The sequence below is a fragment of the Paenibacillus sp. JSM ZJ436 genome, assembly GCF_044383795.1.
GTDB classification, from domain to species: domain Bacteria; phylum Bacillota; class Bacilli; order Paenibacillales; family Paenibacillaceae; genus Paenibacillus_AQ; species Paenibacillus_AQ algicola.
Genome location: NZ_JBISEO010000005.1, coordinates 232924 through 245260, shown reverse-complemented (window position 1 = coordinate 245260; position 12337 = coordinate 232924). Strand labels below are relative to the sequence as shown.

9 protein-coding genes are annotated in these 12337 nt (G+C 54.9%); 8 read left to right on the top strand and 1 reads right to left on the bottom strand.

The window, feature by feature from the left end; genetic code table 11:
• Positions 1-67 precede the first annotated feature (67 nt).
• The 8 genes from ACH6EH_RS09195 (at position 68) to ACH6EH_RS09160 (ending at position 11253) form a co-directional block, all read left to right on the top strand.
• Entirely contained in the window at positions 68-1405 is a 1338-nt protein-coding gene (locus ACH6EH_RS09195) for a glycosyltransferase family 2 protein (protein ID WP_397332069.1), read from the top strand.
• 215 nt (positions 1406-1620) lie between these two features.
• Entirely contained in the window at positions 1621-3087 is a 1467-nt protein-coding gene (locus tag ACH6EH_RS09190) for a protein adenylyltransferase SelO (protein WP_397332068.1), read from the top strand.
• A 202-nt stretch (positions 3088-3289) separates the two neighbouring features.
• Complete coding sequence (locus ACH6EH_RS09185; protein ID WP_397332067.1) at positions 3290-4711, top strand: ABC transporter substrate-binding protein; 1422 nt, start codon at positions 3290-3292, stop codon at positions 4709-4711.
• A 90-nt stretch (positions 4712-4801) separates the two neighbouring features.
• The gene (locus tag ACH6EH_RS09180) at positions 4802-5644 is read left to right on the top strand and encodes a carbohydrate ABC transporter permease (RefSeq protein ID WP_397332066.1); all 843 of its coding nucleotides are present in this window, start codon (positions 4802-4804) and stop codon (positions 5642-5644) included.
• On the top strand, positions 5644-6477 hold the full coding sequence (locus tag ACH6EH_RS09175; RefSeq protein ID WP_138227426.1) for a carbohydrate ABC transporter permease: 834 nt from the start codon (positions 5644-5646) through the stop codon (positions 6475-6477). Before ACH6EH_RS09180 ends, ACH6EH_RS09175 begins: the two co-directional genes overlap by 1 nt.
• A 104-nt stretch (positions 6478-6581) precedes the next feature.
• Positions 6582-8384, top strand: coding sequence for a sensor histidine kinase (locus tag ACH6EH_RS09170; protein ID WP_397332065.1), 1803 nt, complete (start codon positions 6582-6584; stop codon positions 8382-8384).
• Complete coding sequence (locus ACH6EH_RS09165; RefSeq protein ID WP_397332064.1) at positions 8381-9949, top strand: response regulator; 1569 nt, start codon at positions 8381-8383, stop codon at positions 9947-9949. The genes ACH6EH_RS09170 and ACH6EH_RS09165 overlap by 4 nt, the downstream gene beginning before the upstream one ends.
• Positions 9946-11253, top strand: coding sequence for an ABC transporter substrate-binding protein (locus ACH6EH_RS09160; RefSeq protein WP_397332063.1), 1308 nt, complete (start codon positions 9946-9948; stop codon positions 11251-11253). The genes ACH6EH_RS09165 and ACH6EH_RS09160 overlap by 4 nt, the downstream gene beginning before the upstream one ends.
• Before the next feature lie 168 nt (positions 11254-11421).
• Here the strand turns inward: ACH6EH_RS09160 and ACH6EH_RS09155 are convergent, their stop codons facing one another.
• A complete protein-coding gene (locus ACH6EH_RS09155) occupies positions 11422-12309 on the bottom strand; it encodes a diacylglycerol/lipid kinase family protein (protein ID WP_397332062.1) in 888 nt (295 codons plus the stop codon).
• Positions 12310-12337 lie beyond the last annotated feature (28 nt).

Below are 12337 nucleotides of genomic sequence, written 5' to 3'. Positions count from 1 at the left end.
CTTGTTGTATTTCAGTGAATTCTGCATGATTTATACGATCGGCATTAATTTGTTTTATAATTTTCAAATGTTTATTTCGGTCCTGGATTTGTCCAGCTACAAGAAGAAAATGAAATCCTCGGATTATGAGCGGTATACCGAGTCCAAGAATATGGTGCCGATTTCCGTACTCGTGCCTGCATACAACGAAGAAATGACGATTGTAGATAACATTAAATCGCTGCTGGCCTTGAACTATTTTGAGTATGAGATCGTGATTGTCAATGATGGCTCGCAGGATGCCACAATGGCCCGGATCATTGATGAGTTTGGCCTGGTACAGGTCAAGCAGCCCTATAAGAAAAGTCTCGAAACTCAAGAAATTCTCGGCATTTACCGGAATCCGCAATATGAGAAGCTGGTGCTGGTGGACAAGCTGAACGGCGGTAAAGCGGACGCGCTGAATGCGGGGATTAATGTTTCGGCGTATCCGTTTTTTGCAAGCATTGATGCCGATTCTGTGCTGGATCAGGACGCGCTGGTCAAGCTGGCGATGATGTTCGTTGAGCGCCCCGATACTGTAGCCCTGGGCGGCATTGTCCGCATTGCGAATGGCTCAAAGCTGCACAACGGGGAGCTCGTGGAAATGAAGCTGCCCAAGAGCAAGGTGGCCGGGCTTCAGATTGTGGAGTACCTGAGAGCTTTTCTGACGGGCCGTACCAGCCTGAGCAAGCTGGATTCCATTCTGATTATATCAGGGGCCTTCGGGGCCTTTAACAAGCAGGCAGTCATTGATTGCGGCGGATATAAATTGAAGTCGATCGGCGAAGATATGGACATTATTATGAGGCTGCACAAGTTTATGAAGGACCGCAAGCAGCCGTATCAGATCAAGTTTCTGGCGGATGCAGTGTGCTGGACCCAGGCGCCGGAATCTCTTAAAGACTTGCGGGTACAGCGCCGCAGATGGCAGATTGGCCTGTTTGATAACCTGTTAAGCTATAAGCATATGATGCTTAATCCTAAATACGGCAAAATCGGTCTGATTACGCTGCCATACTACTGGATTTTTGAGCTGATTGGTCCTGTTATTGAATTTCTGGGATATATCTTTATTCCATTAGCTTATTTATTCGGCCTGCTGGAATTCAGCAGCTTCCTGATGTTCTTTATGATTGCTTTCCTGCTGGGCACGACCTTGTCCCTGGGAAGCATCCTGCTGGAGCAATTCTCCTTCCGGAGATATTTGCGCTTCAGCGATCTTATGAAGCTGGTTGGCTATGCATTTATCGAGAACCTGGGCTTCCGGCAGCTGACCATTCTTTACCGCGTAGAAGGCATTATCCGCTTCCGCAAAACCCGTCATGCCTGGGGACAAATCAAGCGTCAGGAGTTTGCCTCTGGCAAAAACAACGCTGCAGGATAACAGAGAACAGACCTGAAGGGGCCGCATGCGGCTCCTTTTTTACTGCTGCTGGCGTGATGATGGTCAGAAGGACGCAGATCCCGCCGGCCGCCGTTGCGATCTTTCCTCCTGTTCCGGGTATAATAGAGCATAGATGTGTATTCACATAGAAATGATTCCATGTAAGAACGACTGTGGAATTTCAATAAGAGGATCGCAAAGGAGCCTAGAACGCCATGACACAATCACAGCAGCCGGCAGCAGCCGGATGGAAGCTTGATAACAGCTATAGCAGGCTGCCGGACCTTCTGTTCACGAGACAGGAGCCAGCGCCTGTCAAGGCACCGAAGATTATCCTGTTTAATCGTGAGCTGGCAGAGACGCTGGGGCTGGATGCCTCCAGCCTTCAGAGCCCGGAAGGAGCGGCCGTGCTGGCCGGAAACGAGCTGCCTCAAGGTGCGGAGCCTCTGGCTCAGGCCTATGCAGGGCATCAGTTCGGCTATTTCAATATGCTGGGGGATGGACGGGCAGTGCTGCTCGGGGAACAGCTTACGCCAGCCGGAGGCCGCTATGATATACAGCTGAAGGGATCGGGGCGTACACCTTACTCCCGGGGCGGAGACGGGCGTGCAGCCCTGGGGCCCATGCTGCGGGAATATATCATCAGTGAGGCGATGCATGGCCTGGGCATCCCGACGACCAGAAGTCTGGCCGTGACGGCTACCGGTCAAGAGATTCAAAGAGAGCTGTCGCTGCCGGGGGCTGTATTGACCCGGGTGGCCGCCAGCCATATCCGGGTTGGAACCTTTCAATATGCCGCGCAGTGGGGAACACCGGAGGATGTACGCACCCTGACAGACTATACGATTGCCCGGCACTATCCTCATGTAAAGGATGCAGAGCAGCCTTATCTTTCTTTACTGCAGGAGGTCATCCGCCGCCAAGCCTCACTTATCTCGCAGTGGCAGCTGGTCGGCTTCATTCATGGCGTGATGAATACGGACAATATGACGCTGAGCGGAGAAAGTATTGATTACGGACCCTGTGCCTTTATGGATGCTTACCATCCATCGACCGTGTTCAGCTCCATTGATTCGCAGGGCCGCTATGCCTATGGCAAGCAGCCGTACATTGGAGCCTGGAATCTGGCGCGGCTGGCAGAAGCGCTGCTTCCCTTGATCGATGAGGATGTGAACAAGGCTGCGGAGCTCGCAGAAGAAGAAATTGCAAAGTTTGGCGTCTGGTTTGAGGACAGCTGGCTGCACGGCATGAGAGCCAAGCTGGGCCTGTTTAACGAACATCAGGACGACCAGGAGCTCATAACCAGCCTGCTGGATTTGATGGCTGAGCACCGGGCTGACTTTACCAACACCTTTCGCGCCCTGACGCTGGGAGAAGACACGGAGATGCAGGAGATCGAGGCGTTTCAGCGCTGGCAGGAGCGGTGGAAGAAACGGCAGCGCCAGCAGGAGGAATCGCTGGAAGCGGCCTGGCGCTTGATGCGGGGCAGCAATCCGGCAGTCATTCCGCGGAATCACCGCGTGGAGGAAGCTTTACAGGCAGCAGAACAGGGCGATCTGAGTGTGTTAAAGCGGCTGCTGGAGGTGTTATCCCATCCCTATACGTATTCTTCGCAGCAGCAGCCCTACTGCGATCCCCCTGAGCCCACCGGCCGCGCCTACCGCACCTATTGCGGGACATAAACATAATCCCCCCAGAAAGAAGCAGACCATTGCGGTCCGCTTCTTTTTTTGTGCGCAGCAGGCGAAAATGTTCCTTGTTCATGCGAGGATATTCCGATGCGCTGGGATATTCTGTAATGCTATAACTAAACCATAGAGCCGCTAAGGAGCGGGAATCTTATACGGAGTCATTTTAAACCATACCTATAAAGGGGGCATACACGTGAAAAAGAGTAAAAAATGGATGAGCCTGATTCTCGGGCTGACACTGACCATGGGTCTGGCGGCATGCGGAGGCGGGACCGAAACCGGCTCCACCGGCACAACAGAGCCGAACAAGGACAGCGGCAAGGCACCGGCCGAGGGGCAGACAGCGAAGGTGGATGAAATCTACTTCCTGAATTTCAAGCCGGAAATTGCACAGGTGTATGACAAGATTGCCAAGGATTACGAAGCGGAGACTGGCATTAAAGTGAAAGTGGTGACCGCTGCTGCCGGCACTTACGAAACCACGCTGAAGTCCGAGGTGGCCAAATCCGATCCTCCGACGATTTTTCAGATTAACGGTCCGGTCGGATATAACAACTGGAAGGACTATGCCAGCGATCTGAAGGACACCAAGCTGTACAGCTTCCTGTCTGACCCAAGCCTCGCGGTGACGAGCGGAGAGGGTGTATACGGCATCCCTTACGTGGTTGAAGGCTATGGCATCATCTACAATGACGCTATTATGAAGAAATATTTCGAGATGGCCGACAAAGCCGTCAGCATCTCTTCCGCCGCAGAAATCAACAGCTTCGACACCCTGAAGGCCGTGGTTGAGGATATGACCGCGAAAAAGGATGCCCTGGGCATCAAAGGCGTATTCGCCTCCACGTCCATGGCTCCGGGCGAGCAATGGAGATGGCAGACGCACCTGGCGAACCTGCCGCTGTATTATGAGTTCAAGGATATGGACGGCTATGACAGCACCGTGCTGGCCGGACTTGATGCCAAGGAAATCGAGTTCAAGTATGGAAGCAACTACAAGAATATTTTTGACCTCTACATTAACAACTCTGTCAGCAAAGGCACGATGGTCGGAAGCAAGTCCGTAGCTGATTCCATGGCAGAATTCGCGCTGGGTCAGGCAGCCATGGTACAGAACGGAAACTGGGCATGGTCCCAGATTAACGAAGTTGGCGGCAACACGGTGAAAGCCGAGGATATCAAATTTATGCCGATCTATACCGGCGTAGAAGGCGAAGAGAACCAGGGTCTGGCTGTCGGAACCGAGAATTATTTCGCCATTAACAGCAAGGTATCCCAAGAGAAGCAGGAAGCTTCTGTCGCATTCCTGGAGTGGCTGTTCTCCAGTGACAAAGGCAAGCAGTATATCGTGAACGAGCTCGGCTTCATCGCACCATTCAACACCTTCGGAGATGATGAGAAGCCTGCAGATCCGCTGGCAAAAGAAGTGACACGCTGGATGGATGAAGGCACAACGTCCGTAGCCTGGACCTTTGCCGCCTTCCCAAGCGAGGAGTTCAAGAACCAGTTCGGTGATGCGCTGCTGCAATATGCCCAGGGCAGTGCAACCTGGGAGCAGGTCGCCAGCACGGTAACAGAAAGCTGGAAAGCCGAGAAGGCCAGAACAAGCCAATAACCCTGTGACTTTTTCGGGCCACTGCGTACAGTATGCTGCGCAGTGGCGCTTCTTTACTCTTTTTGGATTCTATGTGATCGGAGCGTCGATATGGAGAAATCAATCAAAAGATACGTCTTGTTCTTTACCCTGCCGACCCTGCTTGCCTTTGCTGCCCTGTTCGTGGTTCCCTTCGCGCTGGGCATCTATCTGTCCTTTACCGAGTTCACGACCGTTAATGATGCGACATGGGTAGGGCTGAGCAACTATGGCAAAGCCTTTGCCAATCCGGATTTTCAGAATGCACTCTGGTTTACAAGCAAGTTTACCGTCGTCTCCATCATTACGGTCAATGTGCTGGCCTTCCTGCTGGCCTTGCTGCTGACACGGGGCAGAAAGGGCACGAATCTGTTCCGGACAGCCTTTTTCATGCCGAATCTGATCGGGGGCATCGTGCTGGGCTACATCTGGCAGCTGATTCTGAACGGAATTCTGTACCGCTATGAGATGACACTGACGTTTGACGCCAAGTACGGCTTCTGGGGACTGGTCATTCTCATGAGCTGGCAGATGATCGGGTATATGATGGTTATTTACATCGCGGGCATCCAAAGCATCCCTAAGGACCTGTTCGAGGTCGCCAAAATCGAAGGCGCAGACCGCTGGGCAACCGTGCGGCACGTGACCATTCCGATGATTATGCCGGCCATTACCATCTGCCTGTTCCTGACGATGATCAATTCCCTGAAGCTGTTTGACCAGAACCTTGCGCTGACCGCAGGCGCTCCCTCCAAGGAGACCGCAATGCTTGCCCTGGACATTTACAACACCTTCTACGGCACGCCGGGCTTTGAAGGAGTGGGGCAGGCGAAGGCAGTCGTGTTCTTCGTGCTCGTGGCCCTGATCTCCATGATCCAGCTGTCTATCACCAGAAGAAGGGAGGTTGAGCAGTAATGCAAAGAGAAACGGTCCGTGACAATACGATCTTTGTGCTGTTTCTGGTACTGATGGCCGTGTTCCTGTCCCCGATCCTGATTGTGCTCATGAACTCCTTTAAGGGGAAATTTTTCATCAGTGATGCGCCGTTCAAGCTGCCGGACAGTACCACCTACGTCGGTCTGGAAAACTATATCAGCGGCCTGGAGAAAACAGGCTTTCTGAACGCGTTCGGCATGTCCCTGCTCATTACGGTGCTGTCGGTGCTCGTCATTGTCTGGTTCACGTCCATGACGGCCTGGTACATTACACGGGTGAAGACCGGGTTCACCAAATCCTTGTATTTTGCTTTCGTCTTCTCCATGATCGTGCCCTTTCAGATGGTAATGTTCACGATGACCAAGGTGGCCAATGTGCTGCACCTGGACAATCCGCTCGGCATTGTCATCATTTATTTAGGCTTTGGCGCGGGGCTATCTGTCTTCCTGTACTCCGGGTTCGTCAAGTCCATCCCTGTAGAGATTGAAGAGGCCGTGATGATGGACGGCGGCAATCCGCGGCAGATGTTCTTCCGGGTTGTGTTTCCGATTCTGAAGCCGATCGCGATTACGGTCGCCATCCTGAATGTGATGTGGATCTGGAACGACTATTTGCTGCCCTATCTCGTGATTGGTACAGAGTACAAAACCATTCCAATCGCCATTCAGTACCTGCGCGGCGGCTATGGCTCGATTGATATGGGTGCGATGATGGCGATGCTGACGCTCGCTATTGTGCCTGTGGTCATATTTTATCTGTTCTGTCAGCGCTATATTATTGAGGGCGTTGTGGCAGGGGCAGTCAAGGGATAAAGGGTGCGGCCTTCAGGCCGCCCTTTTTTTGTAGAGAGCGGGGCAGGAGGACTGCTGTTTTTGTCGAAAAAGAGATAGAGATAGGCCGGAGGAGGTTTCGCCGTATGTGGCTTCAGAAAAGCTTACAGTCCAAGCTGCTGCTCGGCATGATTGTATGCGCTATCATCCCATTGACCATTTCCATCATCATTTCCTACCGCACGACCTCCAGCTCGGTCCAGAGTCAGATCGTGGATATTAACCAGCAGGCGATGGACAGCAGCACCTACTATGTCAAAAGATATCTGGATAACCTGGATCAGATTACGCTGTCCTTTTATTTTGATCCCGTGCTGATGGGGTATCTCCGATCCCCGTCGTCTGCGGATTACGCCGAGCGAATGTATATATCGAACCAGGTGTACTCCATCTCCAAGGAGCGCCCGGAATTTCGGGCTGTCCGCTTCGCCAGCTCCCAGACGGGAGAGGTGTATTCGGACTCGGCTTTTTTGAGGCTGGGAGAGGGGGATCCGCCCGGCTCGATCTCCACGCCGGAGGACGATCAGGCCGGCTGGGGGGAAACCTACGGCTATGAGGTCGTGACGATGAATGGGGAGCGCCTGCTGGCATTTCACAAGCCGATCATTGATTATCCGCGGACGCATCTGCTCGGCATTCTGACGATTTATATCGGTCCTGATGAGCTGGGACAGCTCGTCCGGCCGGGCGAGGTTTCCACAACGGAAGGAGAGCAGGTCTTTCTGCTGATCCGGCGGGATCATGAGCTGCTGTATGCTTCGCAACAAGGACAAGAGTCTTTGCTGGGCCTGGAGATGGACCCCGCTCCTTGGAACGGGGACAAGGGCTATGTCCAAGGGAAATGGGCGGGACAGGAGGGCGTGCTTGTCTATGTTACTGACGATTACAAAGGGATGCCGCTGACGCTGGTAAAATATATCCCGTCTGCAGTCATGCACGAGGCGGCCAATGAAACACTGCGGAAATCGCTTGCGATTCCATTGATGATGACCCTGCTGGTGCTCCTCTGCTCCTCGCTCCTGTCCTACATGTTTATGACGCCGATCAAGCGGCTGGTGCGCAGCATCGCCCAGGTTCAGGCCGGCAACTTCGACATGCAGCCGATTCCGGCACGGCAGGATGAGCTGGGCGTACTGGAGCATCGGTTTCAGAGCATGGTCCGGGGTCTGGATGATCTGATGAACCGGGAATACCGGCACCGGCTGGAGCTGACGACCGCGCATTTAAAAATGCTGCAGGCGCAGATCAATCCGCACTTCTTATACAATTCGCTGCAGTCCATCGGTACTCTGGCGCTGCGCCAGGGCGCACCGGAGGTGAATGAGAAGATTGCGGAGCTGGGATATATTTTGAGATACAGCATGGATCTGAAGACGGAAAGCGTACCGCTGCACAAGGAGATCGAGCATATTGAGAACTATATGTCCCTGCAGCTGGGAAGGTTCAGAGACCGCCTGTCGTATGAGCTGTCCTGTCCGCCGGAGGCGCTCTCTATCCTGGTACCGAAGATGATTCTGCAACCGCTGGTGGAGAACAGTATCGTACACGGCATGGAGAAGGGCACCGGCAGAGGCGCCATTCATATGGCGGTGGAGCTGAAGGCGGAAGCGCTGGTCATTTCTGTCATGGATAATGGAAAAGGAATTGAGGCGTCCGTGCTGGAGGGGCTGCAGCGGGAATACGGGGGAAGGCAGCCGACATCCGGCAAGGAATCCGGCATTGGGCTTATCAATGTATTGGAGCGGCTGCGCCTTCGCTACGGCAGCCGGTTTACTTGGGAAATTCGCAGCATTCCTTATGAAGAGACGATCATTCAATTACATATCCCGCTGGAGGAGCGGAAGGACATGCAGCCCGCTGCTTCAGCACAGGAGGTGCACTCGGTATGAAGGTACTCATTGTCGACGATGAAGAGCATGTACGGGAGGCGATCGAGCTCTCGGTAGATTGGGGACATTACGGCATTGACCAGCGCCTGCTGGCTTCCAATGGAGCAGAAGCCCTGGAGCTGCTGCGTGAACATCGCCCGGAGGTCATGTTCTGTGATATGAGCATGCCCCGGATGGACGGGACGGAGCTGCTGCAAAGGATTCGGGAGGAGAACGAGAATGTGCAGGTCATTGTCATCAGCGGCCATGATGATTTCCGGTACACCCAGGCAGCCATTCGCGCCTTTGGCATAGATTACTTGCTGAAGCCGTTCCGCCGCGCAGACCTGGAGAAGGCGCTGGAGAAAGCCATATCGGTGTGGGAGGAGAAGGAATCCTTGCGCTCCGGCCTGCGGGAGTCCGCATACCGGATGAAGCAGGTGGACGCGATGTTGGAGGAGCAGCGGCTTGCGGGCTACTTGCGGGGAGAGATTGCATATCATGACGGCATCCGTCCCTGGTTCCGGAAATGGTGTGATACCGAGCAGCTGTGGGTAGCGCTTATGCTGCCAAGGAACCAGCTCGAAATTATAAACCGGCGGTTCGATGGAGATGCCGAGCTTTATGCGTTTGCGGTCAGCAATATCGTAGACGAGGTGCTGCACTCCTGCAGGGTCTGGAGCTTCTGCCGGCTGGATGCCTATCAGTGGGTGCTGCTGATTGGAGCGGACTCGCAGGGAGCCGACGGGTCCATGTTCCAGCTGTATGTCCGGCGGATTTCCGCCGCTTGGGAGCGCACTTTCGGATTAACCGTATTTACAGGGCTATGTGAGGAGAAGACCATCGTGAAGGACCTTCCCGGAGCACTGGGCAGCGCCCGGGTTGCCCTGCTCAAATCCCCGGTGCTGCCGGGAAGCGCTGCTCCTTCCGGACCTGCACCTCGGCTGTCCGAGCAGCAGCAGCTGCTGGAGGCCGCGCTGCAGAGCGGCAACAGAAGCTATGCGGCCGAGCTGATCCAGTCCTTCGTCCGCTCGGTGCGGCAGCGGGGCGCGTTGACGCTGAAGGAGCTGCAGGCCTACACGCTGGAAGCCAACCTGATGCTGGACCGAGCGGGCGGGCACGATCCCGCGGGACGGGAGCTTCCCGGCCTGCAGCTGCCGCTGTGGATCAACGATCTGGAGGAGTGGGGGCGCCTGCTGCTTCAGCAGTGGTGGCGGCTGATGGAGGAATCAGGAAGCGAGGGTGGCGGAAGCCGCGGCGTAGAAGCGATGCGGGAGTACATGAATGGGCATTATTACGAGGACATCTCGCTGTCGAGCCTGTCCGAGCGGTTTCATTTCAGTCCGCAGTATATTTCCAAGAAGTTCAAGGAGATGTATAACACTACGGTCGTGACCTATTTGACCGAGCTTCGCATGGAAAAGGCGGCATCGCTGCTGTCCCATACCGAGATGACCGTGCATGATATTGCTCAGCGGGTCGGGTACGGAGATGAGAACTATTTCGGCAAGGTGTTCAAAAAGCACACCGGCTTCTCACCGCTGCAATACCGGAAGCAGCGGCCGCAGCAGGAGGCTCACATATGAGCCGAAAAGCTTGGGCTATGCTGACAGCCGCACTGCTGCTGCTCGCAGCGGGCGTGTATGCCTGGACGCTGCCACCATCCCCGCCTCAGGCTGCCACAGGCGCAGAGCAGGAGCGGAAGCCCCGAACGACGCTGCGCCTGCTTCAGTTCAAGGTTGAGATACGGGAGCAGGTGCTGGCCATGGCAGAGGATTATATGCGGGAGCACCCCGATATTGTCATTGAAGCCCAGGTGCTGAAGGACTATGATACGACGCTGATCACGCGGTTTGCGGCGGGAGAAGCACCGGATATTTTCACGGTCAAATCCTACTCTGATATTCAAGACTGGGCTCCGCGCCTGGCAGATCTGTCCGGGGAGCCGTGGATGGAGCAAATCTCACCGGCTGCCGTGCAGGGCATGACGGTTGATGACCGAAAGCTCGGCTTCCCGATGTCCATTGAGGGCTACGGATTTATCTATAATAAGGAGCTGTTCGCTCAAGCCGGCATCAAAGAGGTTCCGCGCACGCTCGGTGAGCTTCGGACGGTCAATGAGAAGCTGAAGGCAGCGGGTATACGTTCCTATGCGGAGGGCTATAAAGAGTGGTGGATTCTGGGCCAGCACTTGTTGAACCTGCCGTTTGCTTATGAGGAAAACCCGGTGTCTGCGATTCAAAGCCTGAATCAAGGCACCCGGCAGCTGGGTGAGCTGAAATATATGGACGGCTTCTTCGATGTGCTGGATATGACGGTGAAATACGGGCAAGGCAGCCGCTCGACCTTGATCAGCTATGATGATCAGGTGGCTGATTTTGCCGCAGGGCGATCTGCGATGATGCAGCAGGGCGTGTGGACGATGGAGACGATCGGGCGGATTAACCGTGAGCAACACATCGGCATGTTTGCGATTCCGCTCAGTGAGAATGCGGAGGAAACCGCGCTGCCGGTCGGCGTGCCCGGTTATTATGTGCTCAACCAGAACTCCCCGCATCTGGAAGAGAGCAAGCAGTTTCTGGCATGGCTGCATCAGAACGGGGACAAATATCTGGTGCAATCCTTCAACAGCATTCCGGCCTTCACAGACCTCACCGCTGACAATCTGGGTCCGCTGGCCGCGGATTTGGCGGACTATGTCCGTAGAGGGCAGACGATTCCATGGGCTCATGCCCTCTGGCCTTCGGGCTCGCAGACGGAGCTGGCGAAGCCGCTTCAGGATTATGTTGGCGGCGGCGTAAGCCGGGAGGAGACGCTGCAGCGGCTGCAGCAGGTCTGGGACACGCAGGCGCGCTTGTCTGGTAATGGGGAAGCGGTGGAGGGGCCGTGAAGGGTCGGTACGATTCTTAGCAGACTGCCTCCCAAATGCCTGTAACGGGGAAAGAGCTCCGGATACGGTTCCCTTGAACCGTATCCGGAGCTCTTAGAGCTGTTAAGGTGAAGTGTCATGCATCCTGGCTGTGTACTGTTGCAGAAGCGTAAAGTCTCTCTGAACTTCTTACGGCACCAGCACCTCCAGATGCCGTGGCAGGATGCTGAGCGTGATGGGCAGAATCGGCCCTTCTTCGCCGTCTACGTTGGTGCGAACCGGCTCTGTGGAGGAGACGGTCACGCTTTTGGCGGTGAAGTAGTGGACGTCCTTATGATTCTTGAGGCTGCCAAATAGCAGCGAGAGGCTGGCGGTCATCGTCTTGAACAGGTTCAGATCCTTGATGACAAAGCAATGCAGCAGTCCATCGTCCACCGAGGCCTCGGGAGCAAGCCGTTCAAATCCTCCCACCGAATTGGTCAAGGCGGCCAGAAACAATGGAGATTCGCCTTCCCATACTTGATTATCGTAATGGATCGTCATGGGCACCGCATGGCTGTTGACCAGCTCCTTCAGTCCCTCTTTCAGATAAGCGAGCGAGCCCAGGCGTGATTTCTCCTCGGAGGTCACCGCGGACAAGGACTCTGCCAGTGCACCGGCAGCAGCGACGTTGGCAAACAGCTGATTGTTGATCGTGCCCATGTCTACCCGCTGTACTTTGGAGGAGGCCAGCGTCTGGATCGCATCCTCGGGACGCAGCGGAATCGACAGCGCCCGGGCGAAATCATTCACCGTACCCAGCGGAACAAGCCCAAGACGCGGTCGGTGGCTCTGGTTCATCATGCCGTTGATCGTCTCATGCAGGGTTCCGTCGCCGCCGATGGAGACGACGAGATCAAATGCTTCGGTACAGGCCGAGATGCAGTACCGGGTCGCATCAAGCTCCTGCGCCGTTTCCTGGATCAGGACCTCATAGCCTTGCTCCGCCAGCACACGTTCCACCTCTACGACTCGGCGCGGAGCCTCTTCTTTTCCGGAAGATGGATTGACAATGATCATAGCGCGTTTCTGGTTCATATACACGTTCCTCTCTGCATACGTTCTA